Genomic DNA, 25,994 nt, shown 5'->3' with positions numbered 1-25,994 from the left:
GCGTAACGTAATTAAATTCTAAACCCGCAAGGACAAGCCATGCGCACTCTCCACCCCATCCCGGCGCAATGCCTTGCGCCCTACCTCATTGTTGCCGACGCCTCCCGCGCGATCGACTTCTACGTCCACGCGTTCGGCGCCGAAGAACTGTTCCGGCTCGCGGAACCCAGCGGCAAGGTCGGGCACGCCGAGTTGCGCATCGGCGATGCCAAGCTGCTGCTGGCCGACGAGTACCCCGACTTCGGCGCGCTGGGTCCGGCGCGCGTCGGCGGCACGCCGGTGTCGATCCACCTGTATGTGGCGGACGTCGACGCCACCATGGCACTGGCCGAGGAAGCCGGTGCCACGGTGTTGCGCGGCGCCAAGGACGAATTTTTCGGCGACAGGGCGGGCTTGCTGCTCGACCCTTTCGGGCACCGCTGGCACCTGGCCACGCGCATCGAGGAAGTCAGCCCCCAGGAGATGCAGCGCCGCTGGAGCGCCGCCATGCAGGGGTAGCCGACGCGCGAGTTGTCGCGGACACTGTGCGGCGTTCATTGCACCGAATCACGCCCACCCCATGACGACGCCTCGCGACCGAATTCATTTCTCCGGCAACCCCTGGCCCGAAGGCCACCCCATCAAGGAGTTCCGCTGGACGGCTTCCGTCAGGAACAACGAGGTGTGGTTCGACCTGCACCTGCGCAGCGAAGACTACGACGCCGAGCGTGAGATCGACGAGCCCGAAGACGAGGACGTCGACCACCCCTCCGACTGGGACGCGCCCGGGGTCTGGAACAACTACCACCGCTGCACGCTGTCATCGACCGCCTGGGGAGACGGCGGCGGCTTCGCGGTCTGCGCGCTGCCCGACTTCAGCCTGGCGCGGATCGATGGCATGGAGGCCAGCATCGACACGCCGGCGCCCGAAGATATGGAAGACAACGTCTTCCACATCTACCTGCTCGGACACGACGCCGCGGCCCAGCACCGCATCCGCTTCGACCGCATCGCGGGCACCGACCGCTTCAACATCACCTGGACCGGAAAGATCGCGCTGGCCTATGCGGGCGACTGCGAATACAGGTACGACTTCAGCGCGCGGCTGCACGACGTCGAAGCGCCGCGCATCGCCACCTGACGAAAGCCACGCCCATGAAGCGCCTCATCGAAATCCGCACCTACAGGCTGAAGCCCGGCACCCTGTCCGCCTTTCATGAAGCGGTGCACACGCAGGCAGTGCCGATGCTGCGGCGCAAGGGCGTGGACGTGGTCACCTACGGTCGTTGCGACCACGAAGAAGAAACGTATCACCTGGTGCGCGCCTACGACAGCCGCGAGGCCCTGGAGGCCCAGCAGTCCGCGTTCTACGGCTCCGCCGAATGGCGCGAGGGCCCGCGCAGCGCGCTGGTCGACCGCATCGAGACCTACCTGAACACGCTGCTGTGGGTGTCGCCGGAAGGCATCGACAGCATGCGACTGTCCGACGCGCCGGACGCGTAACGGACGGCATCCAACGGGCTCTGGCAGCCCCTGACACGCGTTTTTCATGCGCCGGGTGGCGCGCGGGCCTACACTCGCCCTCCCGCCCATTCCCCATCTTTCCTCTCCAGGAGAAAACGCATGAACACAACGGAAATCGCCAGCAAGCTCGTGGCGCTGTGCAAGCAAGGGAAATTCGAGGACGCGAAGGTGCTCTACGCACCCGAAGCCGTCAGCGTCGAGGCCAGCGCCCCACCAGGCGGGCAGCGTGAATCGGTGGGCCTGGCGGCCATCCAGGCCAAGAGCGAATGGTGGACCGCCAACCACGAAGTGCACTCGATGCAGGTCGTGGGCCCGTGGCCGCACGACGACCGCTTCATCGTCGGCTTTCGCTTCGACGTGACGATGAAGCCCACCGGCCAGCGCCTCACGATGGAAGAGATGGCCCTCTACACCGTCAAGGACGGCAAGATCGTGCGCGAAGAGTTTTTCTATTCGGGCGGCGCATAGGCCACACAGGGCGTTGAGCGCAGAGCAGCCCTTTCAATACAGGTCGTTGCGCACCCCCTGCGCATAGTGCGCATCGACCTGTGCAATCTGCGCCTCGTCCATCCGCGCTTGCGCGTCGGCGAGCTTCGCCAGCTCGGCCATCATCCTCCCCACCGAGGGCAGCGTGTCGCGGTCGATGCGCGCATCGTCCTGCCAGAGCCGGGCCCGGTTGATGGCCTTGCCGCAATGCAGCAGCACTTCGTCGATCAGCACCACGGTCGCCGTCTTGGGCACGCGCTCGCCTTCCCGCAGTTCCGACAGCAGGCCGGGGTCGGTCGAGATCCGGCCGCGGCCGTTGATGCGCATGAAGATCTCCAGCCCGGGAAAGAGAAACACCATGCCCAGGCGCTCGTCGCTCTGCAGGTTGCGCATGGACTCGATGCGGTTGTTGCCGGGCCAGTCGGCATAGGCCACGGTGTGTGGGTCGAGCACGTGGACAAAGCCCGGCGGGCCGCCGCGCGGTGAGGCGTCGAGCCCGCGTTGGCTGCCTGTCGCCAGGCAGAAGAAGGTGGCGGCTTTCAGGTATTCCTCGTGAAACCCGACCAGGTGATCGAGCACGGCCTTCTGGATTTTTTCTGGCGGCGGATCGTAGAGCGCGTCCAGGTCCGGCGGCACGGAAGCACCACGGCCCTGGCTGTCTTGAGGTTGTCTGTTGGCACCCATCTGTCGATCTCCTGGCATTTCCTGGTGGTTCCTGAATCAATGCCAGGGACGATAGGGGCAATCGCTTGGCGGCTATAAACCACACCCGACAACCAATATCAAGATTCCGCCATGGCCGACCTCACCCTGGACGTCGCGGCAAGGGACCGCGCGGACGGCCCCGTTCTGTTCGTCATGACCGCGAACACCGACGAAGAACATTCGTCGGAACCGCACCGGCACGCGCGCGGGCAGTTGTTCGGGTCGCTGCGCGGCCTGTTGACGGTGGTGCTCGACGAAGGCATGTGGGTGGTTCCCGCCATCCACGCCGTCTGGCTTCCGCCGCGCTACCTGCACGCCGGCACCACGCACGGCCCCTTCCACGGATGGAGCGCCTATGTCGCCGAGCATGCGTGCGAAAGCCTGCCCCAGCGCCCTTGCACGCTGCGCACGTCCGGCCTGCTGCGCGAGGCGGTGCTGCGCGCGAGCACGTGGAACCTGGAGCCGCTCGACGAGCCCCGGACACGGCTTGCCGAAGTCATCCTGGATGAAATCCGCACGCTGCCCGTCGAGCCGTTCGGCCTGCCCCTGCCGCGCGATCCGCGCCTGCAGAAGATCGCCAGGGCCATGCTCGCCGACCCGGCCGACGACTGCGACCTGGAGGGCTGGGCAAGCCGCGCCTCGATGAGTTCGCGCACCCTGAGCCGCCGCTTCGTGACGGAGACGGGGTTCAACTTCACGGCCTGGCGCCAGCGTGCGCGCCTGATGCGTTCGCTGGAAATGCTGGCAGCGGGCGTGCCGGTCACGGCAATTGCCATCGACCTGGGCTATTCCACGGCAAGCGCGTTCATCGGGCTCTTCAAGCGCATGTTCGGTGCAACGCCGGCCGCGTACCGGTCGCGCCTCTAGCAGCGAAGGGACCGCGAGGCCGCGCGCTGCTTCGGGCAGGGCTTGGCGTGCGCCTTGAAAAATGCGACGACCGTTTCGCTCGCATCGAGTTGCCGCGACACGCGGTTGTCCGGCGTCGAGGCCAGTGCGCTGCCGGGCCAGGTGTGGCCTCCACCTTCGATGCGGTACAGCACCACGGCCTGCGGGTCGCTGGCCGTGGCGTGGCGCACGCGCGTGACCGAGGTGCCGTCGTCGCCCGCTGGCGAGCGCAGTTTTTCCGCGCCCTGCGCACGCGCATCCATTGCGGCGGCCCAACGCGCGACGGCCGCCTCCACCGCGAGGCGCGGTGCGCCTGTGCTGGCCTTGCGGCCGATACCGCCGGCATAGGGCACGTACGGATCGTCGGTGCCGTGGATGTGCAGCACCGGCAGCCCCTCGCGCACCAGCGCCGGATCGATGTCGAGCGTGGCGGACACCGCGGCCACCGCGCGCAAGGTGCCCGGTGCCTGCGCCGCCCAGCGGTAGGCCATCATTCCGCCGTTCGAAAAGCCGACGGCGAACACGCGCGCCGGATCCGCACGGCCCTGGCTCACGAGCCGCGCGACCAGGGCTTGCAGATGCGCCACGTCGTCCACGTTGCGCGCCTTCGCGTAGCCGCAGCAGGCGCCGGAGTTCCATGTGTAGGCGTCCGCCGCCGCCCCGCTGCCATTCGGATAGGCCACGAGAAATCCCGCGTCGCGCGCGGCCTTCGACAGGCCCGTGGCCGCCGCCAGCAACGCCGCATTGGAGCCACCGCCGTGCAGCGCGACGATCAGCGGACGAGGCTGCTTCGGCTTGTCGTCGTCGGACAGGAAGTAGCTGCGCGACGCACCACCACCACCGGCCGTCCATGTCTGGACGACAGGCGGCGGCGCTTCCGCCCGCGCGGCGATGGCACCGAGAAATGCGATGGCGGCCACGACGCGCAGCGCGGCTGCGCGCATCGCCCTCGCACGGGGAATGAATGAGATCGAAGACATGAGAAAGGATTTGATGAACGAACGGCGGCGCGCATCGTAGGCAGGCACCGGGCACCGCGTCGCGGCACTCGCGCGGCGCATCCGTCCCGTCCGTAACAGGCGTCACCGTTACGGGCGTTACGGCCGTGACGAAGCGCCCCGCCGCCCGGCTTGTTGCCGTGCGCCGTGCCCCGGATGATTCCCGGCAACCGCCCCTGCACTGCTTGCTCTGCTTGCACCGCTTGCTTGTTCAGCGCCTCGGGCATCGCGCCACAACAATCACCAGGACACAGATCGAATGATCCACCCCCAGCGCCGACGCGCCTTTCTTGCCGCGAGCAGCAGCGGCATGCTGGCCGCACTGCTCGGCCCCCGGTTCGCCGACGCGGCCACGCCCAAGCCCACGCTCCCGGTCACCACCGCGGCCATCGAGGAACGCCCCGACCTCGCCAGCTACTTCAAGCAGGCGGGCACCACGGGGACCTGGGCGGTGCTCGACAGCGCCACGTCGAAGCTCACGGTGGTCGACCGCCGCCGTGCCGAACGCCGCTACAGCCCCGCATCGACTTTCAAGATTCCGAACAGCCTGATCGCGCTGGAGACAGGCGCGGTGAAAGACATCGACGAAGTGCTGCCCTACGGTGGCAAGCCCCAGCGCCGCAAGGAATGGGAGCGCGACATGAACCTGCGCGACGCCATTCGCGTCTCCCACCTTCCGATCTACCGCGAGGTGGCACGCCGCATCGGCCTTGCGCGCATGAACGAATGGATCGAGAAGCTGCACTACGGCAACGAGATGCTGGGCCCGCAGGTCGATGAGTTCTGGGTCAACGACACGCTGAAGATCTCGGCCGTCGAACAGGTTCGATTCCTGTCGCGGCTGGCGCAGCGCGCGCTGCCGATGTCCGCGCGCAGCCAGGACATGGTGCACGACATCACGCTGATCGAGAAGACGCCCGCCTATGCCCTGCATGCGAAGACCGGCTGGTACTACGAGCCCAGGCTGTCGATCGGCTGGTGGGTGGGCTGGGTGGCTTTGGCCGACGGCGGCGTGAAGAGCTTTGCGCTGAACATCGACATGCACGGCGAAGCCGACGTGGCCAAGCGCATTCCGCTGGGCCGCGCGCTGCTGGCGCGGATGGACATTCTTCCGGCGGAAGCCGGCAAGGCGCGCTCGTGAAGAAGACCCGGTTCCGCCGCGCGGCTTCATCACGCTTCACGGCATGGCCGTTGGCCGCGCTGGTGCTGGCCACGTCCGCGCTGCATGCCGCGTACGCCACACCCGCCGCACCACCCGATGCGCCCCTGGGCTTTGCCACGCCCCCTGCGGAAATCGCGGCCCGCGTGATGAACAACGCACCGGGCAGCATCGTGGTGGGTGTCTCGCGCCAGGGCCGCACGCAGTTCGCGATGCAGCGCAACACCACGGCGCAGGCCGGCCCGGTGCAGGAAATTACAGCCGACGGGCAGCCGATCTTCGAGGTCGGCTCCATCAGCAAGCTCTTCACCGGCGTGCTGCTGGCGCAGGCGGTCGAGCGCGGCGACCTCTCGCTCGACGACACGGTGGGCCAGTTGCTGGCGGGCCAGGTCACGCTGCCGCCGGACATCGCGGCCATCACGCTGCGCCGGCTGGTCACGCACACGGCCTGCCTGCCCGGCATGCTGCCGGGCTCACCATCTTCATCCCTGAGCGGCGGCAACCCTTTTGCGCGCACCGACCGCGCGCAGCTGCTGGCCGGCCTCTCGACACTGAAGCTCGACCGCGTGCCGCCCTGCAAGGGGCCGTACAGCAGCCTCGGGCTGGGCCTGCTCGGCCAGTTGCTCGCCGACCGCTACGGCAAGCCCTGGGACATGCTGGTGCACGAGAACATCGCCGCGCCGCTGGGCATGAAAGACACCCTGCAGTACCTTACCGGCGCCGACGCCCAGCGGCTCCCTCCGGGCTACGAAGACCAGTCGCCGCGCACGCCGTGGGAGTTCGGTGCGCTGGCCGGTGCCGGTGCGCTGCGCTCCACGGCGGCCGACCTGCTGGTGTTCGCCCGCGCGCTGATGGCGGGGCGCAAGGGCCCGCTGGGCGCCGCGGCCGAGCGCGCGCTGGCGCCGCTGGGCCATGACGACAAGTACGAGCTGGGCTATGCCGTGCGCATGCGCGGACCGGCGGACCACCGCACCTACTTCCACACCGGCCAGACCGGCGGCTACCGCGCGCTGCTGGTGTTCGACCCCACGACGCAGGAGGCGGCGGTGATGGTGGCCAGCAATGCCTCGGCCGCGGCGGTGCGCATGGTCGACGACATCACGGTCGTGCCACCGCCGCCCAAGGCAGCGCGCAGGCACAGGTAGGCAGTAACAGCGAGGCCAACCAAGGCACCCGGGCCGGCGCCGTCGATTACCGGCAAAATGCCCCGCAGGTGCCCTCATGAATACAAGATTTGTCGAAGCCTTTCTCTGGGCCGCGCGACTCGGCAGCTTCCGCGCGGCGAGCGACCGGCTCCACATCACGCAGGCGGCGGTGTCCAACCGCGTCGCGTCGCTCGAAGAAGACATCGGCGCGCGGCTGTTCGAGCGCGACGCCCGCGAGCTGCGGCTCACGCCCGTCGGCGTGCGGCTGATGGACTACGGCGAGCGCCTGCTGGAGCTGCGCCGCGAGATCGTTTCGCTGGGCCGCCCGCGCGGCGACATCCTGGGGCTGGTGCGCATCGGCGCCATCGAGACGGTGGTCCACACCTGGCTGCTGGGCTTCCTGACCAACCTGCGCTCGACCTACCCCGGCATCGAGGTGCAGCTCACCTCCGAGACCACGCGCGCTCTGCACCGCGGCCTGCGCGAAGGCGCGCTCGACATCGCCCTGCAGACCGACCACATCGCCGGCGCGGGCATAGTCAGCACGCCCTGCCTGCCGATGCCGATGGGCTGGGTCGGCCCGACGGGCGCCGAAGGCACGCAGACCGTCGAGCAGTTGCTGCGCCAGCCGGTGCTGACCATGAGCCCCGGCTCGCAGCCGCACGAGGCGCTGAAGAACCTGTACCGCGCGGCCGGCATTCCGCTGGGCAAGGTGCACTGCGTCAGCTCGATCTCGGCGCTGGCGCGGCTGGTGAAGGCGGGCTTCGGCAATGCGCTGGTGCCGCTGCCGCCCTGCTATGAATACGTGGCCAGCGGCGACGTGCGCATCATCGAGTGCGACGCGCTCATCTCGCCGCAGCGCATCGTGGTGAGCCACCTGGAAGCGGCCGACTCCGACGCGATCCGGCTGGTGGCCGAACTGGCCTGCCGCGCATCCGACCAGTTCACGGCCTCTGCAATCGCACCAACCTGGAGCGCGACAGCAGAGGGATAACCCTCGAAAAAGCGCATTCAGGCCCCACAAAGGGGCCAGTAATTCTTGTGGCTGTCGCCCAGAAAAACTCGTTTGTGACAGCACCACCCTGCGACGGAAGATCGCGCCTTCATTTTTCGAAGGCCCGCCCGCTCTTCCGCCGCCATGCAAACCACCGCCCCTTCTTTTCCTGAAACCGCCGCAGCGAACGATGCGAACGGCCTGCTGTTCGTCGCCGCCGACGTGGCACCGGCCGACGAGGCCGACTTCAACCGCTGGTACGACAAGGAGCACGTCGAAGAGCGCGTGCGCATTCCCGGCTTCCTGTCGGGTGCGCGCTATACCTCGCTCGAAGGCGGCCGCAAATACCTCGGCCTGTACCGCACCGAATCGCTGGCCGTGTTCGGCACCGCCGGCTACCGCGCCGCATTCGAGAAGCAGACGCCGTGGTCCATTGCCAACCTCGACCGCATGCGCCAGCCGGTGCGCCGCGTCTGCGCCGTGCGTGCCGTCACGGGCTTCGGCAGCGGCAGCCACGTGGTCGTGCTGCCGTTGCCAGTGGCCGCCGATGCACAAGCGCTGATTGCACAGGCGGCCGGCGTCGGTCTGCAGTTGTCGGAGCAGGCAGGCTTCGTGCAGTCGTACCTGCTGATGCCCGACCCCACGCTCAGCACGCCGCTGCCGCGCGAAACCACCGAAGGCCGCGTGCTGCAGCCGATGCTGGTGGTGGAAACCAGCGGCGCCGACGCCGCGCGCACCGCACGCGCATCGGCCGCCGCGGCCTTCGACGCCGACCCCGCCAGCGGCTGGCTGCTCGCCCTCGGCTGGAAGCTGACGGCGGCCGAGCTGAACTGACACCACCGCGCCCATTTCAACGTCTTCACCGAACAAGGTAATTCCATGACCGAACACGTGCTTCCCGCAACAGCGGCCGCCCCCGCCGGCGCCCCGGCCAAGATGGGCCGGCTGGCCATGGCCAGCTCCGTCGGCACCACGCTCGAGTGGTACGACTTCACCGTCTACAACATCATGGCCGCGCTGGTCTTCAACGCGGTGTTCTTCCCGTCGTTCGACCCGCTGACCGGCACCATCCTCGCCTTCTCGACCTATGCGGTCGGCTACATCTCGCGGCCCCTGGGCGGCGTGGTGTTCGGGCACCTGGGCGACCGGCTCGGCCGGCGCTTCGTGCTGGTGGCCACGCTGGTCATCATGGGCGTGTCCACCGGGCTGATGGGCCTGCTGCCGACCTACGCCACCTGGGGCATCTGGGCGCCGGTGGCACTGGTCGCGCTGCGCTTCGTGCAGGGCGTGGCGCTGGGCGGCGAATGGGCCGGCGCGGTGCTGCTGTCGATGGAACACGGCAAGCCCGACGAGCGCGGCCGCAACGCCTCGTTCACGCAGGTCGGCCCGTCGTGCGGCACGCTCATCGGCACCGGCTTCATCGCCATCGTGTCGGCCTGGCTGACGCCGGAAGACTTCCAGACCTGGGGCTGGCGCATTCCGTTCATCTCCAGCGTGGCGCTGGTGATCTTCGGCCTGTGGCTGCGCAGCGGCGTGGAAGAAACGCCGGTGTTCCGCGAGATGGAAGAAAAGAAGGCCACGGCCAAGACGCCCATCAAGGAAGTGCTCACGCAGCACTGGCGCCGCCTGCTGGTGGCCGGCGGTTCGCGCATCGGCTCCGACGTTCTGTATGCGCTGGTCGTGGTGTTCACGCTCACCTACGTGACGACGGTGCTGCACCTGTCGCGTCCGCTGGCGCTCACCGCCACGATGATCGGCGCGGCCTGCAACGCCATCGCCGTGCCGTGGTTCGGCAGCCTGTCGGACCGCATCGGCCGCCGGCCGGTGTACATGGCCGGCGCGTTGCTGGGCATCGTCTGGGCCTTCGTGTTCTTCGTGCTCATGAACAGCGCGCACCCCATTGCCATCTGCGTGGCGGTGGTGGTCGGCCTGATCATCCACGCGATGATGTACGGCCCGCAGGCCGCCTTCGTGACCGAGCAGTTCCCGGGCCGCGTGCGCTACGCCGGTTCGTCGCTGGCCTACACGCTGGCCGGCATCCTGGGCGGGGGCTTCGCGCCGCTCATCATCGCCAGCCTGTTCAAGTCGTGGGGCAGCACGGTGGCCGTGTCGCTGTATGTGGCGGGCGCGCTGTGCGTCACGCTGGTCGCGCTCTTCGTGGCCCGCGAGACCGCCAAGAAACCGCTGGAAGCCTGAGACCGCCATGCCATTGCGTTTTGCCTGCGAAACCGTGAGCGCCGACGGCGCCCGGTCCATCGAATTGCGTTCCATCGAACCCACCGCGCTGGTGGTGGCCGGATGGACCGGCCGCGACACCGCGGCCATCGAACACCACATCGAGGAACTGGCGGCGCTCGGCGTGCCGCGCCCTTCGAGCGTGCCGCTGTACTACCGTGTCGCGGCCCAGTTGCTGACGCAATCGCCGGCCATCGAGGCACTGGGCGACCAGAGCTCCGGCGAGGCCGAGCCCGTGCTCTTCTTCTCGCAGGGCGAGTGGTGGCTGAGCGTGGCCTCCGACCACACCGACCGCCACGTCGAAAGCTACTCGGTCGCCGTCTCCAAGCAGATGTGCGCCAAGCCCGTCGCCCAGGTGGCCTGGCGCTGGCGCGACGTGCAGGCGCATCAGGACGAGATCGAACTGCACTCGCGCATTCACGAAGACGGCCGCTGGGTGGACTACCAGCGCGGCACGCTGGCATCGATCCGGCCGCTGGCCGCGCTGCGCGACGGCATGCCCGACGCCCATGCCGCGCCCGAAGGCCTGTTCATGACCTGCGGCACGCTGGGCGCGCTGCCCAATGCCAGGGGCGAGGGCATCCGCCCCGCCGCGCAAATGGAAATCGAGCTGCACGATGCGCGGCTGCAGCGGCGCATCGTGCACCGCTATGCGGTCGAGGCACTGCCGGTGGTGGCATGACGATGGCGAATGACACCTTCACCCTCACCATCGCCGCCCTGCGCGAGCGCATCGCGCGCGGCACGCTGTCGCATGAAGCGCTCGTCGAGCAGGTGCTCGAAGCGGCCACGCTGCCCGCCGCGCAGCATGTGTTCACGCGCCTGTACGCCGACGCCGCGCGCGCCGCGGCCCGGCATGCCGATGCGGCGCACAAGGCCGGCGTGCAGCTCGGCCCGCTCGCCGGCCTGCCGGTGTCCATCAAGGACCTGTACGACGTTGCCGGCGAAACCACCATGGCCGGTTCCGCCGTGTGCGCGGGCGAGCCGCCCGCCGAGCGCGACGCGGTGGCCGTGGCGCGGCTGCGCACGCAGGGCGCGGCCATCGTCGGCAAGACCAACATGACCGAGTTCGCGTTCTCCGGCGTGGGCATCAACCCGCACTACGGCACGCCACGCAACCCGGCGGATGCGGGCACTGCGCGCATTCCGGGCGGCTCTTCTTCAGGGGCCGCGGTGTCTGTGGCGCTCGGCCTCGCGGTGGCCGGCCTCGGGTCGGACACCGGCGGCTCCATCCGCATCCCGGCCGCGCTGTGCGGGCTCGTCGGTTTCAAGAGCACGCAGTCGCGCGTGCCGCGCACGGGTGCCTTCGAACTGGCACGTTCGCTCGACACCGTTTGCGCCATGGCGCGCAGCGTGGAAGACTGCCTGGCCGTGGATGCAGCGATTGCCGATGTGCCGCTGGCCGTGCGCAGGCGCCCGCTGCAAGGCCTGCGCCTCGCGGTGCCGGCCACGCTGATGTTCGACGGCATCGAGCCGGCTGTGGCGCGCGCCTTCGAGCGCGCCGTGCAAACGCTGTCGGCAGCGGGTGCGCAGGTGGTGGACATCACGCTGGCCGAGCTCGGCGAGATCGGCACGGTCAATGCGCCCGGCGGCTTCTCGCCGGTCGAGGCCTCGGCCGTGCACCGCGAACGCTTCGCCGCGCGCCGCGAAGGTTTCGATTCGCGCGTGGCCGCGCGCATTGCGCTGGGCACCGAGGTGCGCGCCGCCGACTACATCGCCATGCAGGACCGCCGGCGCGACTGGATCGTTCGCGTCGAACGCGCACTCGAAGGCTTCGACGCGCTGCTCTGCCCGACCGTGCCCATCGTTGCGCCGCCCATCGACGCGCTGGCCGAAGACGCCGCCTTCTTCCGGGCCAACGGCCTGCTGCTGCGCAACACCTTCGCCATCAACCTGCTCGACGGTTGCGCCTTCAGCCTGCCCTGCCATGCACCGGGCGAACTGCCGGTGGGGCTGATGCTGTCATCGGTGCGGGGTGACGATGCGCGGCTGGCGGCCGTGGCGCTGGCGGTGGAGTCGGCGCTGCAATTACGCTCGAGCTAGCGCTTGCGCTGACCACGGCGATATCCGGCGGGGCCGTGCTGGCGGTGCGGCTCCCGGTTCGGCTATCGTCTTGCGCATGCCGCGCCAACAACCCTCCCTGACCGGTCCCCGGATTCTTCTTCGCCCGCTGCTCGCGTCCGACGCGGCGGCACTCGTGGAGGCCGCCGCCGACGGCGAACTCTGGAACCTGCCGTTCACCGTGGTGCCCTCGGCCGCCACGGTCGATGCCTACCTGCGCACAGCCCTCGACGGCCGCGCGGTGGGCACCGTCATGCCCTTCGCGACGGTGATCCGCGACACCGGCCGCGTGATCGGCTCGACACGCTTCTGGAAGATCGACCGCAACAACCGCAAGCTGGAAATCGGCAGCACCTGGATTGCCGCCTCGTGGCAGAAGACCTTCGTCAACACCGAGGCCAAGTACCTGATGCTGCGGCATGCCTTCGAAGAAATGGCCTGCGTGCGCGTGCAGCTCACCACCGACGAGATCAATGCAAAGTCTCGCGCGGCCATCTTGCGGCTGGGCGCCAGGCAGGAAGGCATCGTGCGCCACGAACGGATCATGCCGGACGGCCGCAAGCGCAACTCGGTGCGCTTCAGCATCATCGACGACGAGTGGCCGGGAGTGAAGGCGCAACTCGAAGCAAGGCTTCGCGCATCGGAGGAATCCCGGCCATGAGCCACAACGCCACCATCGCTGTCGTGCCCACGGACGAATCGCATTTCGAGAGCCTGCACCGCGCGCTCGACGTTGTCGCGCGCGAACTGAAATACCTCGCCCTCACCGAAGCGCCGCCGCTGGCGCGGTCGATTGCCTTCTACCGCGACGTGATCGCCAACGACTTCCCGCATTTCGTGGCGGTGGACGACAGCGGCAAGGTGGTGGGCTGGTGCGACGTGGCACCGGCCTTCGGGCATTCGCGGGCGCACATCGGCATCCTGGGCATTGCCCTGCTGCCCGAGGCACGCGGACAAGGGCTCGGCGCCAGGCTGCTGCAGGCCGCCATCGACAAGTCGTGGTCGCGCGGGCTGACGCGCATCGCGCTGAACGTTCGCGCGGACAACCTCAATGCCAAGGCCCTGTACGAGCGGCTCGGCTTCGAACACGAAGGCCTCGTGCGCCGCGCCAGCCTGATCGATGGCATTTACCACGATGCCTATGCGATGGCGCTGCTTCGCTAGACTGGCGCAAGACAGTCATCGAACGGAGAGCGCCCATGTGCCGGAGCATCAAGACCCTCTACAACTTCGAGCCCCCCGCCACTGAGCAGGAAATACGCGCCGCCGCCTTGCAGTTCGTGCGCAAGCTCAGCGGCTTCAGCGTGCCATCGAAGGCCAACGAGCAGGCCTTCGAACGCGCGGTCGATGAAGTGGCCGCCACGGCGGCGCGCCTGATCGAATCGCTGGTGACCACGGCCGAGCCGAAAGACCGCGCGGTCGAGGCCGAGCGAGCCAGGGCCCGCTCGGCCGCCCGCTTCGGTAGCGCCGCGTGATCGAGGTCACCCTCGACGGCACGCCCCAGGCCATCGCCACCACGGAGGCCTTTCATCGCGCCCTGGCGCACCTGGAAACCGAGCCCCGGTTCGAACTCTGGCTCTCGGTGCCCGACGGCCCGACGCCGTGACCTGGCGCGAGAGCTGAAGCCTCAGCGCAACGACTGCGCGCAATGCGCCAGTGCCTGGCGCAAGGTGGTGTCCACGCGCCGCAGCGAAAGCCCGTGCCGGGCGGCCACCTCGTCCCGCGTCAGCTCGTGAACGCGAAGGCCCATGAAGACGGCCTGGTGGCGCTGCGGCAGGCCACGCATGGCGCGCTCCACGGCCAGCAGGCCCGAGCGGGCCTCGGCAATGGGCTCGGGGCCGGGCGACGGGTCCGCAAAGCTTTCCAGCTCGATGGCCGTGTCGCCGCTGTACTGCCAGGGCCGGTCGGCGCGCAGGCGGTCCACCGCCACGTTGCAGGCCACGCGGAACACATAGGCTTCGGGGCTCTCCACCGCATCGGGAACAGCGCCGTCGCCCAGCCGCAGCCATGCATCGTGCAGGCAGTCGCTGGCCCGGTCGGCACAGCCCAGGCGGCGCAGCAGGCGCCGGTGAAGCCGCTGGTAGTTGGCCACCAGGCAGTCGCGCAGCAGCGCAACGCCCTGGCCAGCGTCGCCTTCTTCGGAAGACGCCAGGCAAAGTTGAATGCTCATGTCCATGACGGATGTGCCTTCGTGACTGCATCTGCAAGAAAGGTCCGGGGCCGGCGCAGCGGCCGAAGAGCACCCCTTCCCTCGCGCGCAAGCACGCGAGGAAAGGAGAGCCGCACCCCGTGGCGCCCCGGTGGCGGTCCTAGTCGGGCTGCTGCAGGCGGCGGCGCTCGCCTTCGGTCAGGCGCGCGAGCTGTTCCGGCTTGAGGTTCTGCCCATGGCCGATGACCTGCACGCGGTGGTTCGGATCGTGGCTCGCCACGCCCGGCGGCCGTGCATCCGGCCCGGCGGGCGGCGACAGCGCGCCACCTCGCTCGGCCGCGTCGTTGCCGAAGCCGAGCACCCGCACGGTGAAGACCGAGGGCAGCGACTGGCGGCTCGCGGCGCGATCGCGCTGCACCGCGTCCTGCGCGGCCATCGCCGCCTGCGAGGCCGCGGCGCTGGCGTTGGCGAGCGCGCCCACGTTCACCGCCGCCACCACCGGAATGCCCTTCGACTCGCCCTTGACCTGGATGTTGTCGGCATTGAGCACCTGCAGCGCCGCGATGTTCAGGTTGCCCGCCACGCGCACGCCCGCGTCGCCGGCGTTGACGGTGCCGCGCGGTGCCACCAGGTCGACGTCGCCGTCGCCCACGGTGCCGATGCCGCTGCCGCTCATGTCGGACTTCTCGCGCACGATGGTGTTGCCGTCCAGGTCGGTCACCACCTCGGGCGCCGAAGGCACGCGCACGGTCTTGGAGCCGCGGCCCGCATCGATGTCGCCCTTGCTCGACCAGATGATCTGGTCGCTGCCGCGCGAGGTGGCTTCGGGCACGAACGACAGGATGCGCGAGCGGTTCACCGTCACGTCGTCGCGCACGAACACGTTGATGTGGCCCGAGCCCAGCGTCACCAGCCCGTGGCCGTCGGGCACCGTGGTGCCCAGCGCCGCCACCTGCAGGCCACCGCCGGGCGAGAGCACGTCGATGTCGCCGCCGGCCATGGTGCGCAGCATCATCTGGTTGGCCGCGACGTTGCCCTTCCACTGCTCGCCCGGGAACAGCGTCTCGATGGCGGCATAGCCGCGGTTGTAGCCGCCGTTGCGCGGCAGGCCGCCAGCGCCCGGCTCGTTCTGGTCGCGGCCGGCATCGCGCAGCTCCAGCAGCAATATCTGGCGCAGGAACTGCTGCTGCGCGAGCTGCGGCAGCGCCTGGAAGCGCTGCCATGCCGCCAGGGGCGCCAGCGTCTCGCCGGTCATGTCCTTCATGTACGACACGAGGCCGCGGCGCGTGACCTTCTCGCGCCCGGCGCGCATCTCGGTGCCGTCGACCAGGTACAGCGGCAGCGTGTTGCCGTCGGGGCCGCGGGTCTTCAGGTGGTCGGGCATGGCCGAGACCTTCGACGGGTCGAGGTAGGCCCCGGCAAAGGCGTCGTAGGCCGGCGCGCCGTTCATGCCCGCCATCACGGTGATGGTGGCGCCCTGCTCGGGCAGGCCCTTGACCTGCGTCTTCGGGATCGGCCGGTTGTCGGTGGCGTTGTACTGCTGGTTGCCCAGCGTCGTGATCCGCAGGTCGTTGGCGTACACATCGCGCCCCGCCGACAGCACCAGCGAACCCGGGCCCTCCACCAGGATGCTGCCGGAGCCGTGGATCGTCCCGTTCAGCCCGCTGCGCACACGCGTCACCGCGAGGATGTCGTTGCCGGCTTCCAGCAACGTCGTGTCGTCGGCATGCACGTTGCGCGCGCTCATCTGGATGCCGCGGATGTCGGTGCCGGCACGCAGCCAGGTCTGCTCGTTGGTGGCGATGTTGGCGCCCAGGATGGAACCCCGCGCGGCATAGATGCGGCTCGGCGCATGGTCGTCGGCCAGGGTCAGTACATCCGGATTGCTCATGTCGGTGAAGTACTCCCCGCCAAGGTAGACATTCGGCGACATCGCGTTGCGCAGCACCGGGTCCATGCGGATCTGGTGCGAATAGCCGGAGGCACCCGCCGGAAGGAACGGCGACGGCACCATCAGCGGCGTGCCCCGGGCCATGATGATCTCCGCGTCGTTGTCGTGGCGTGCCCAGGTCTTCAGCAGCGCGGCATCCTGGCTGTTGAAGCGCACGTCGCGCTGCGCCATCAACTGCACGTCGTTGGTGGCGGCGGGCATGACGTACAGCGCGCCCTGTATCTGCAGGCCGCCATTCATGGCCGTGGCATGCAGGCGGGCCGGGTAGCGGTTGCCGCCATTGCCCACGAGATTGTCCTCGGCCGTCACGCTGTTGCGCAGCACCACGTCGCGGAAGATGAAGTCGGCCTGGTTGACCAGCGTGATGTCGCCGCCGGTCGAGACCAGGCTCAGGCCGCTGCGCCCGGTGTAGCCGGTCATGTAGGCGCCGTGATCGACCACACGCCCGTCGGGTGTCGTGCCGTTGCCGTAGCGCACCAGCAATGGATCGACCACCGACTGCAGGCGCAGGTCGCCTGCCGTGCGCAGGCTGAGCGTGGCGTCGCCCAGCGCCAGCACGGGCGCCACCATGAAGGTCTTCGAAGTGGAGGTGGTGTCGCCCGTCATCGTCGCGGTCACCGAATGGCCGGTGGTGGTTTCGCCGGCGCGTATGTCGCCGGTGCCGCGCCCGATGTAGTACTGGCCGCCGCGGATCGCACCGCCGGCCTCGACCGTCATCGCGCCGCCGTTGCGCACCTCCATGTTCATGGCCTCGCCGACGCTGCGCCCGCCACGCATGCGCATGTTGCTGGTCAGCGCCACCACCAGGTTGCCGAGGTCGCCACCGGCGCTGACGTTCACGTTGCCGCCGCCTAAGGCCGCCACGCCCTGCCTGAACTCGCCATGGTTGACCCACCAGCTCGCCTGCTCGGTCGGGCGAAAGTTCGGCACGCAAACGCCGCTGTCGCAGGTGCTGGTGGTGTCCTGGTACGGGCCGAACACGCGGTCGCCGTTGACGTTGCCCTGCCGGTTGAGCCACTCGGTGAAGCGCTGTCCCGAGGGTTGGGCTTCGATGCCGCCCTGCGCGGCGATGTCCAGGTTGCCGCCGGCCACGCCGTAGGCGGCATTGGCCGGGGCGCTGCTGAAGTCGCTCCAGGTGGTGGTGTCCTTGCGGCCCGCGGTGTAGATCGCCGAGTCCTTGTGCGCCAGCTTCAGGTCGCGCCCCGCGCGCACTTCGAGGTCGCCGGTGCCGGTGCGCACCAGCTTGCCGGCGCCGTTGTCGACTGCCGCATCGGGGTCGGTGTCGGCGGTCCCGATGCGGACCGTGCCGCTGCCCGCGGCCTGGCCCGCCAGCGGCTTGAGCGCCAGCGCATTGGCCGAGTCCATGTCGCCACCGGCAACCAGCCGCAGGTTCCACGACGCGGACTCCTGCAGCGTGCCGGTGCGGCCGGCCATGTTGAATCCATCGCTCAGGTGGCCGTCGATCAGCAGGTTGCCTGCCGCGCGCAGCGTCAGGCTGCCTTCGCGGGCGTTGGCGAAATCGGTGAACAGGTTCCAGTCGCTGTTCATCGCAAGGTCGCCGGTGCTGCTGATCTCTATGCCGGGCATCACGCGCAGGCCCGGCGCCAGGCCCAGCCGGCCGGCGATGGCGCCACCGTTGCCAGCGAAGGTGGTTGCATCGGCAATTGCCGTGGCCTTGATGGCATCGACCGAGGTCTGGTTTTCGTAGACGGCCATGCCTTCGAGCACGGCCGAACGCGCACCGACGATGCCGGCCTTCACGGCCACGGCGGCCAGGTCGTCGTGGCTCGCGTTCTGGCGCGCGCGCAGGCGCACCTTGCCGCCGTCGGCACCGGCCACGTCGATGGTGCCGCCGCGCAGGTCGAGCGAGCCGCCCGCCGCTTCGAGCATGACGCGGCCGCTGCCCAGCGCGCCGGTGGCGCCGGCCAGCAGTTGCGCACCGTCCTGCATCGACACGCCGTTGCCGCCGGTGACGCGGATGGCGCCGCCGTAGGCCGCGCGCGCATCGACACGGCCGGTGATGTTCACGCTGCCGCGGTCGGCGGCAAGGCCGAAGTCTTCCACCGTGGTGGTGCCATCGAGCGTCACGTCGCCCTGGCGGATGCGGAACTGGCGCGAACGGTAGAAGCCCGCGTCGTTCAGCCGTCGGTTGAAGCCCGCGAAGTCGCCCAGCGCGGCGATGTCCAGCGAGAAGGCACCGGCCTTGCCGCCGTTGCCCGCCTGCGCCGCGATGCGGCCGTCGAGCACCACCGTGCCGCCGTTCGATGCTGCCAGCGCCAGCGTGCCGGCGTTGCCGCCGTCCGCGTGCGCGGCAAGGTGGAGCACGCTGCCGGCATCCAGCCGCACGTCGCCGCCCACGGCCGACAGGTTGATGCGGCCCGCATCGGCGTACGCGGCCATGTCGAAGAAGTTCTTGGCGAAGCCGCCCACGTCGACCTGCGCCCCGCTGGCCAGCACCACGCTGCCGGCGGAAGCCGTCATGTCCACGCTGCCGCCCAATGCCACGGCGCGGCTGCCGAACAGCACGCTGCCGCCGCCCAGGCTCAGGCGCGTGCCCAGGCTGTCCTGCAGGCCCGGGTCCGATGCGCCGTTGCCGCCGGCGCCCAGCACCTGCAGCGCGCCCCGCGTGACGATCGATTGCGCGGCACCGCCGCGGCCGGTCAGCAGCGGCGTGGTCAGCGTCAGTGCCGAGCCGCCGGCATCGATGCCGCCGTTGCCTTCGCCGATGGTGCGGTCGCGGCCATGCATCGCGATCGTGCCGAAGCCCGAGAGGGTCTTTCGCCCCGCGCCCAGCACCAGCGTGCCGGCGTCCAGCGTCAGGCCACCGGTGCCCGTGCCGTCCACGCCCGTGGCGGCGGCGCCGCTGTTCATCAAGGTGATGGTGTCGCCGCGCAGCACGACGTCGCCGTTGCCCGTGCCGGACAGCCGCGCGCCATCGAGCGTCAGCGAGGCCATGCCCGCGGCACCGAGGTCGAGCGACTTGTAGAAGTCGAAGCTCGAATAGCTGCGCAGCGTCAGGCGCTGCGAGTTCGCCAGCTGCGCCAGCGCGCCTTCGTCCAGCACCATGCCTTCGGTGCCACCACCGAAGCCGATGCGGCCCGAGGCCACTGAAAGGTCGGTGCCGGCAATGCGCGCCGAGGCGGCCAGCTCGGTGTTGCGCGTGGCGTCCAGCAACAGTGCCGCGCCGCCGTTCACGTCGGCGCCGGCACCGATGCGCACCATGCCGCCGGTCGTGGTGTCGACGTTCTGGCGCAGCACCTTCGCCACGCTGCCGTTGGCCACGCGCACCAGCGCACCCCAGTCGCGGGCTGGCGTCACGAGCACGTCGTCGTCGGTGGTGGCCGTGCCCTTGGTGTCGTATACCTCGCGCTGTTGCGGCGCCACGATCAGGTCGCCCACGGTGCTGGCGCCGGTACCGTGGGCGCTCACCACGCTGCCCGCGTCGATGGCCACCTGGCCGCTGGCGGCCAGGATGATCTCGGGGCCGTACAGCGCCGAGCCCGCATCGTTGCGCACCACGATGTCGCTGGCCGTCACGTTCAGCCCCACGCCCAGCGGGTCGCCCTTGCGTGTGCCGCCCACCAGCAGACTGCCGGCGCCGAAGCTCGACAACGCCGCCGCATCGATCACCAGGTAGCCGTCGCCGCGCAGCGTGCCGGCGTCCTGCCCGGCGCCGACGATGGCGATCTTCTTGCCCGCGATGTCGACCAGCCCGCCACGCCCCCCACGATCGGGCTGCGAGCGCAGCGTGCCGTCCAGCACCAGGCTGCGGGTGGCGTCGAACACCACCGCGCCGCCGTCGCGTGCCAGGCGCGGCGTGACCACGCGCTGGCCCGTCAGGCGGTACTGCGTGAGCTTGAAGGCTTCCGACGCGAAGAAGTCGTTGGCAAAGGCTTCGTTGTATTCGCTGTAGCGGCGCAGCGTGTCGCCGGACATCACGCGCCACACCGAGGCGGTGGCCTGCTGCGTGCCGCCGTAGGCATTGCCGGTCTTGCCCTGCATGACGATGCCGCCGTCGGGGGCCTTGAAGCCGGCCTTCGCCGGCCCGGTCCACGCCGTGCCGGTGGACTGCACCGTCATCGCGCCGGGCAGCAGCGCGTAGCGCGCGGGCAGCAGGTCGTACCAGCCGGCGGCAAGGCCGGGACCGCCGGACAGCCAGATGCGCTGGCCGGCCTCGATGGCGCTGGCCGGCGCCGTGCCGCTGCGGCCCGGCAGGATGGCGTAGGTGCCGGGCATCGACAGCACGTCGTGCGAGCCGCCGGGGCCGGGCACGAACTCCCAGGCATAAAGGTCGCCGCCGCCGGAGATGTCGACCACCGCGCCCTTGGCCAGCGCCACGTCGGGCGCCTTCATGGTGATGCGCTTCTCGGGTGGGGCCACCAGTGCGCTGTCGGAAGGGCTGCCGTCGTCGCGCCGGCGGGTCGGGTCGAGCCAGTGCTCGTTGTTCGACAGCGTGCCGTAGGGAATGGCCATGCCGCTGCCGGTGACCGAGGTGATGCTGTCGCTGCCCAGCGCCAGGCTCTTGCCGGCGTTGAGCTCGATCTGGCCCAGCGGCGCGCGCAGCACGCCGTTCTGCGCAATCACCGGTGCCTCAAGGCGCAGCGTGCCGCCGGCCGACAACGCGGGCGGGCCCGCATCGCCCAGTCGCTCGATGGCGATCGACTCGCCGGCCCGCACCACCGCCGTCATCGCGGTGGACGGGTAGACCTGGCCGGCCTTCATGACCAGCTGGCCGTCGACGTCGAGGTTGACCTGCAGCGACGTGGCGGCCGTCATCGTCGCCGGCAGTGCGCCGCCAAGCCGGACGTCGTCGGCCTGCAGCACGGTGCGCCCGAACCCGGTGATGCGCATGCCGCCCGTGCCTTCGGGCACGGCCCTGCGCAGGTCGATCAGCGAGCCCGACAGGGTCAGTTGCCCGCCGAGCGCCGCGGGGTTGGCCCAACCGGTCGATGCGAAGAGCGGCAGCGCATCGAGCGAGATGTGCGCGGCCGACAACTGCGCGCTGCCCCGCCCACCGCCGTTGCCCAGCTTCGAGGTGGCAAGCGACAGGCTGCGGCCGGCTTTCACGTGCACGCCGTCGGCCAGCGAAATACCCTTGGCAGCATTCAGCGTCACCGCATCGAAGCCGCCTTGTGAGATGGAGGCGGCCTGGATGCGCGAGGTCGACTGCACCTTCACGTCGGGCACCACGACATGCGTGGTCAGCGCCGCGCTCGTGTAGAAGTGGCGCGCCAGCAGGTCGAGCACGACCGGGCTGATGGCGGTGTTGGCCTCCCACGGCCGGACCACGGCCGAGAGCCCGGGTGCATCGAGGTCGTTGACGATCTCCATGCCGCCGCCCACCACGCCCGGCAAGCCGGCAATGGCCGAGCGCATCTGCAACGTGAACTTCAGCGGCGCGGTGCCGTATTCGTCGTACAGGTCGAGGTCGGGCACCTGGCTGTAGATCTTGCTCATGACCTTGCTGGTGACCGGATCGCGCCAGTACAGCGTGGTGGGCACCGTCACGCCGCCCGGCGTGGCGGGCGGGCCTTCGCTGGAATCGACGATGCTCAGCGAGCCACCCGATGCGCCCGCGCCGCCGCTGCGGCCCTGCAGGTCGGCGGCCACGCGCATCGTGCCGCGGCTGCCGCCCTTGAGCAGAATCGTGCCGCCATCGCTGGACAGCGCCACGTTCTCCCAACCCACCGAACCCAGCCGCGCACCGGCGACGGGAACCTGCACCTCGCCCGAGGCGCCGGACACATCGATGCGCGCACCGGCCTGCAACTGAAGGGCGCTGCTGCCGACCAGCGAAACGTCGCCGCCGGCCAGCACCTGGCCCGTCAGCGTGCCGCGCGAATCGGCCTGGATGACCGGCACGCCGCGCGCCAGCAATTGCGACCCGGCCTCCAGCGTGAGGTCGGCTGCGCTGAGTTCGATGCGCCCCGCCGGCGCCTCCAGCGTGCCCTTGATGCTCATCTTGCCGGTAGCACCGCCCGCGGACATGGCCAGCTTGCCGCCGGTGTCGGCACGCACCACCGCACCGGCGCCCACGTCGATCGGACCGTCGACGGTGCCGAGCTCGAGCGATGCGGGCTTGCGCGCCAGCCGCTCCTGCGGACGCAGCACGCCTACCGGCGCGACCTGCGCCAGCGTTGCACCGGTGGCCACATCGCGGTAGGGGAAGGTTGCCAGGTCGATGCTCGCCGCGGGACGCATCACGCTGGCGCCTTCGGCAATCGCAATGCCCGCCTTGTCGCCCACGTTCACCGCCACCGCGCCGAAGCCGCGCTCGCTGTAAAGGGCTTCCGGCAGCACCACGGTCTTGGCGTCGGGTGCCGTGCCGCCGATCTGCACCGGAGACAAGGTGGCCAGCTCGAAGCGCGCGGCCGAGCCGGCCGCGTAGCCGCGAATGTCGAGTGCCGCCAGGTCGGCCTGCGGCGTCACGCCGCCCAGCGACACGGTGCCGCCATTGCCCACGCGCAGCTTCGGCAGGCCCTGCTTGCCGGCATCGACCCGTCCGCCGCCCGACACGTCGAGCACCACGCCGGGATCGATCGCGAACTTGGCCGCGCTCAGGGCCAGCGTGCCGCCGTCCATGGCCCACTGCGCGGGTGCCGTGCCGTCGCGCCAGGCATTGATCCACTGGCCGCGCACGTCGAGTGCGCTGGCCGCGCCGATGGCGAGCGTGCCGTTGAACGAGTCGAGCGCTATCTTGCCGCCGGGCGCGCGAATGGTGCCGTCCACCTTGAGGTTGATGGTCGCGGCCTCCCCGCCGCTCGCCATGAAGGTGCTGCCCGGCGCCAGGTTCAGCACCGCGCCGGGTTCGAGAATGAAGTCGCCCGAGACATTGAACAACAGGCGCCCCATGCCCGAGCGGTTGAGCACTTCGTCGGACAGATAGGTCAGCTTGCCGGGCTCCTTGACGCCCGAGTCGGGCACGGGCGGCACGCGGAAGTCGTCACCCAGCGCCGACTGCGCGTTGAAGCCCGCGGCCAGGCGGTGCGGGTCGCGGCTCACCACAAGTTGGCCGGCCCACCAGGGGCGGTCGTCCTTGATGCCGTTGCCCAGTTGCAGCTCGCCGCCCAGGTTTTTCGTGGGCTGCATCTGCTGGCGTTCGCCGACCAGGCTGCCGCCCCAGTAGTCGCCTTCGAGCACCATCGCGCCGCCCGCGAAGATCTGGATCGCACCGGCCTTGCGGCCCTCGGTGTAGCCGGCCTCGGGCATGTCGGCGCCAATCAGCGGATTGCGCCACGTGGTCTTCACGCCCCAGCGCGCGTGGTTCTGCAGGTACTGGCCGGCAATGCCCACGTAGTCCATGTCGGGCATGGCCTGCTGCATGCCGTAGACGCGGCCGTCCGCGCCCATCAGCTTGGTGCTGGTGTTGCGGCCATCGGCATAGCGCACCGAGCCGCCCGCCACGTCGAGCAGCGAACCGGCCCGCGTGATGACGGCGCCGCCCGCGCGCAGCGTGATCTTTCCGGCCTCGGCCGACAGCTCCTGCAGGTCGGTCTTGCCGACGCCGATCCAGCCCGTCATGTCGCCCAGCGGCGTGCCGACCCAGGCACCTGGGATGTAGGTCTTGCCGTCGCTGCCCAGCACCCATTCCACGCCGCCCATGGGGCCACCCGCGAACACGCCGTTGGCACGGCGGTCGACGATCACCTTCTTGCCGCGCACCCACGAGTTCGCCAGCAGCGGAGAGTCGCGCAGTTCGTTGATGCGCAGGTCGGCCTCGATGAAGTTGCGCGACATCGGCAGCAGGATGTCCTGCACGCCCGCCACGCTCAGGAAGGCCTCGCTGTCCAGGTAGATGCGGCTCTCGTCGCGCAGGCTGCCCTTGTAGTAGGGCAACTGCGTGAAGATGGGGTTGACGGCCGACTCCACGTTGATGGTGCCCGAGGGCACGATCACGCCCGCGCGCGGCTGCACGTCGATGAGCTTGCCGTACATCTCGACGCGCCCCGGCATGTAGCGCGTGGCAAGCGCCGCGGCCTCGATCTGCGACCTGTCGCTGGCGTCGGGCAGCACCTGCGTCACGCTGTTCGGCGCCAGCGTGAGCGTGCCGGCCGACCAGTTCAGTATCTCCTCGAGGTCCCCGGTGCGGGCATCCACGCCCTGGCCCCAGGCACGCAGCACGATCGAGCCGCTGCGGTTGTTCAGCGCCGTGGTCGCGGTGAGCACGCCGCCCTGGCGCACGTCGCGGGCCTGCAGCGTGATGTTGCCGCGGTCGGACTGCACGATGCCGGTGTTGGCCACCTCGTAGCCGACCTGCGCGGCGCGCGCGGCCATCTCGGGCAGCACCACGTCGCGCACCGACGCCACGTAGCTGGCGTCGGCATAGGCCGGCATCAGCCCGTGAGCACCGAGCACCTGGTTGAAGCTGAAGCCCCAGCCCGGCACGGCCGACACCGCCACGTCGAGCCCGCGCACGCCGTTCGGGTCGTTGCCGCGCGGCGTCTTCAGGTAGACGTTCTCTCCCGCCGCCATGATGACCTGGCCGTCGGGCGCCGACAGGTGGCCGGCGTTGCGCACCTTGGGCGCGAACAGCATGAGCTTGCCGCCCGGGTCCACCGCCAGCCGCGCGCCCGCATCGACCCGAACCTCGCCGGGCGGCGCGCCCGGATCGAAGCGGTCCAGGCCTCCCATCTTGTCGGGCGCGCCGCCGACGCCGGCCTTGAACCCCGCATCGCCATAGACCTCGGGCTTGGTCGCATTGAATTCGCCGAACTGCGGAATGCCGAAGTCGTTGCCCGGGTTGAGCGTGATCTGCCGGTTGTTGATGCCGAGCTTGAACTGCTTGTCCGACAGCGCGAGGCTCGACGCCACCAGCGTGCGCGTGTTGACCTGGCTGCTGCCGGTGAAGACGATGCCGTTGCGGTTGACCAGGTACACCGCGCCGTCGGCCTTGATCTGCCCCGCGATCTGGCTGGGTTTGCCGCTCGGATCGTTGATGCGGTTCAGCGCGATCCAGGGGTTGGTGCCGTCGGGCCTGGCGCCCGCGCGCTGGTCGAACTGCACGACGGTGTTGCGCCCGACGTTGAAGGTCTCCCAGTTCAGGATGGCCTTCTCGGCCGTCTGCTCGATCTTCACTTCGGTCTTGCCGCCGGCCGCGCTCTGCACCGGCGCATTGGCGTTGGCCCAGCCGGCGCTGAGGCTGTTGCTATCGACCTTCAGGCCGCCGTCGGCCAGGCCGTCGGGCACCGAGCCGTCGTTCTGCGCCGCCTGCCTTGCCGCGGCTTGCGCGGCCTGCTGCGCCGCGATGGTCTGCGCGGCCAGGTTCAGGTTGTTGATGGAGCGTTGCCACTGCGGGTTGTCGGCCTTCTGGCGCGCCACCGGGTTGGTGAGGCTGGACGCGGGCTGGCCATTGGGCAGGTAGCCCGTGAGCGCGGCGGTGCTCTGCGCCGTGCCCTTGGCGTTGAACCACGCACCACTGAAGGCGCGCTGCGCCTGTGCATGGCCGGCCATGCCGCTGGCCACCAGCATCAGCGCCATGGCGCGCGCCACCGGCGCCAGCCTGAAGTTCCCCTGTCGTCGATCCCCGTTCCCGCGCATGCCCGTGTTCATGTGAAGTTCCCGCCAATGATTGGTTCGATGTTCTTGAAGGGCTTCGCATCGCTGGCCACGTTGCAGAGCAATGCAAGGTGGCACGACGAAAACCCGTTACTGCCAAGACACCGGACGCCGCCGGATTCCGCCAACATTTTTTGAACACCGCGCAGGGGGCGATGCGTGGTTTTG

The 25,994-nt window shown here is 69.7% G+C and carries 20 protein-coding genes; 16 read left to right on the top strand and 4 right to left on the bottom strand.

Translation table 11 applies throughout. The features are described from left to right. The first annotated feature begins 39 nt into the window (after positions 1-39). The 4 genes from DBV14_RS07925 to DBV14_RS07910 all read left to right on the top strand — a co-directional run bounded on the left by DBV14_RS07925 (position 40) and on the right by DBV14_RS07910 (position 1,971). On the top strand, positions 40-498 hold the full coding sequence (locus tag DBV14_RS07925; RefSeq protein ID WP_124458641.1) for a VOC family protein: 459 nt from the start codon (positions 40-42) through the stop codon (positions 496-498). Between the two features lie 61 nt (positions 499-559). Beyond that, positions 560-1,120 (top strand): hypothetical protein, encoded by a 561-nt coding sequence (locus DBV14_RS07920; protein ID WP_124458640.1) that lies wholly within the window; start codon positions 560-562, stop codon positions 1,118-1,120. A 14-nt stretch (positions 1,121-1,134) separates the two neighbouring features. Continuing rightward, a complete protein-coding gene (locus DBV14_RS07915) occupies positions 1,135-1,482 on the top strand; it encodes an NIPSNAP family protein (RefSeq protein ID WP_124458639.1) in 348 nt (115 codons plus the stop codon). 120 nt (positions 1,483-1,602) lie between these two features. After that, a complete protein-coding gene (locus DBV14_RS07910; RefSeq protein WP_124458638.1) occupies positions 1,603-1,971 on the top strand; it encodes a nuclear transport factor 2 family protein in 369 nt (122 codons plus the stop codon). A gap of 33 nt (positions 1,972-2,004) precedes the next feature. On the opposite strand, the gene DBV14_RS07905 is transcribed toward DBV14_RS07910, so the two are convergent. Then, positions 2,005-2,673: an MSMEG_1061 family FMN-dependent PPOX-type flavoprotein gene (locus DBV14_RS07905; protein WP_124458637.1), complete on the bottom strand. Its 669-nt coding sequence runs from the start codon at positions 2,671-2,673 to the stop codon at positions 2,005-2,007. 111 nt (positions 2,674-2,784) lie between these two features. Here DBV14_RS07905 and DBV14_RS07900 point away from each other — a divergent pair, with 111 nt between their 5' ends. Continuing rightward, complete coding sequence (locus tag DBV14_RS07900; RefSeq protein WP_124458636.1) at positions 2,785-3,561, top strand: helix-turn-helix transcriptional regulator; 777 nt, start codon at positions 2,785-2,787, stop codon at positions 3,559-3,561. On the opposite strand, the gene DBV14_RS07895 is transcribed toward DBV14_RS07900, so the two are convergent. After that, the gene (locus DBV14_RS07895) at positions 3,558-4,559 is read right to left on the bottom strand and encodes a PHB depolymerase family esterase (protein ID WP_185545962.1); all 1,002 of its coding nucleotides are present in this window, start codon (positions 4,557-4,559) and stop codon (positions 3,558-3,560) included. The two genes, DBV14_RS07900 and DBV14_RS07895, sit on opposite strands and share 4 nt — an antisense overlap. Positions 4,560-4,836: 277 nt before the next feature. Between DBV14_RS07895 and blaOXA the strand changes: the two genes are divergently transcribed. The 11 genes from blaOXA (at position 4,837) to DBV14_RS33795 (ending at position 13,777) form a co-directional block, all read left to right on the top strand. Beyond that, positions 4,837-5,718 (top strand): class D beta-lactamase, encoded by an 882-nt coding sequence (gene blaOXA, locus DBV14_RS07890; RefSeq protein ID WP_124458634.1) that lies wholly within the window; start codon positions 4,837-4,839, stop codon positions 5,716-5,718. Then, positions 5,715-6,881, top strand: a complete 1,167-nt coding sequence (locus DBV14_RS07885; protein WP_124458633.1) for a serine hydrolase — start codon at positions 5,715-5,717, stop codon at positions 6,879-6,881. Before blaOXA ends, DBV14_RS07885 begins: the two co-directional genes overlap by 4 nt. 76 nt (positions 6,882-6,957) lie before the next feature. After that, positions 6,958-7,875, top strand: a complete 918-nt coding sequence (locus tag DBV14_RS07880; protein ID WP_124458632.1) for a LysR family transcriptional regulator — start codon at positions 6,958-6,960, stop codon at positions 7,873-7,875. Between the two features lie 144 nt (positions 7,876-8,019). Further along, on the top strand, positions 8,020-8,709 hold the full coding sequence (locus DBV14_RS07875; RefSeq protein ID WP_124458631.1) for a DUF4286 family protein: 690 nt from the start codon (positions 8,020-8,022) through the stop codon (positions 8,707-8,709). Between the two features lie 45 nt (positions 8,710-8,754). Then, entirely contained in the window at positions 8,755-10,071 is a 1,317-nt protein-coding gene (locus tag DBV14_RS07870) for an MFS transporter (protein ID WP_124458630.1), read from the top strand. A 7-nt stretch (positions 10,072-10,078) separates the two neighbouring features. After that, a complete protein-coding gene (locus DBV14_RS07865) occupies positions 10,079-10,792 on the top strand; it encodes a DUF2848 domain-containing protein (RefSeq protein ID WP_124458629.1) in 714 nt (237 codons plus the stop codon). Next, positions 10,789-12,153 (top strand): amidase, encoded by a 1,365-nt coding sequence (locus tag DBV14_RS07860; protein ID WP_260396870.1) that lies wholly within the window; start codon positions 10,789-10,791, stop codon positions 12,151-12,153. Before DBV14_RS07865 ends, DBV14_RS07860 begins: the two co-directional genes overlap by 4 nt. A gap of 76 nt (positions 12,154-12,229) precedes the next feature. Next, positions 12,230-12,832: a GNAT family N-acetyltransferase gene (locus DBV14_RS07855; protein ID WP_124458628.1), complete on the top strand. Its 603-nt coding sequence runs from the start codon at positions 12,230-12,232 to the stop codon at positions 12,830-12,832. Beyond that, positions 12,829-13,335, top strand: a complete 507-nt coding sequence (locus DBV14_RS07850; RefSeq protein WP_124458627.1) for a GNAT family N-acetyltransferase — start codon at positions 12,829-12,831, stop codon at positions 13,333-13,335. The genes DBV14_RS07855 and DBV14_RS07850 overlap by 4 nt, the downstream gene beginning before the upstream one ends. 35 nt (positions 13,336-13,370) lie before the next feature. Beyond that, the gene (locus tag DBV14_RS07845) at positions 13,371-13,646 is read left to right on the top strand and encodes a DUF2277 domain-containing protein (RefSeq protein WP_124458626.1); all 276 of its coding nucleotides are present in this window, start codon (positions 13,371-13,373) and stop codon (positions 13,644-13,646) included. Further along, positions 13,643-13,777: a hypothetical protein gene (locus DBV14_RS33795; protein WP_260396869.1), complete on the top strand. Its 135-nt coding sequence runs from the start codon at positions 13,643-13,645 to the stop codon at positions 13,775-13,777. Before DBV14_RS07845 ends, DBV14_RS33795 begins: the two co-directional genes overlap by 4 nt. A 21-nt stretch (positions 13,778-13,798) precedes the next feature. Here the strand turns inward: DBV14_RS33795 and DBV14_RS07840 are convergent, their stop codons facing one another. Both DBV14_RS07840 and DBV14_RS07835 read right to left on the bottom strand, forming a co-directional pair. Then, on the bottom strand, positions 13,799-14,341 hold the full coding sequence (locus DBV14_RS07840) for a sigma-70 family RNA polymerase sigma factor (protein WP_185545961.1): 543 nt from the start codon (positions 14,339-14,341) through the stop codon (positions 13,799-13,801). 139 nt (positions 14,342-14,480) lie between these two features. Next, positions 14,481-25,820: a filamentous haemagglutinin family protein gene (locus DBV14_RS07835; protein ID WP_124458624.1), complete on the bottom strand. Its 11,340-nt coding sequence runs from the start codon at positions 25,818-25,820 to the stop codon at positions 14,481-14,483. Between the last annotated feature and the right edge of the window lie 174 nt (positions 25,821-25,994).

This window comes from Variovorax sp. KBW07, from assembly GCF_003852515.1.
Classification (GTDB): domain Bacteria; phylum Pseudomonadota; class Gammaproteobacteria; order Burkholderiales; family Burkholderiaceae_C; genus Variovorax.
This window is presented reverse-complemented; position numbering and strand designations above follow the sequence as displayed.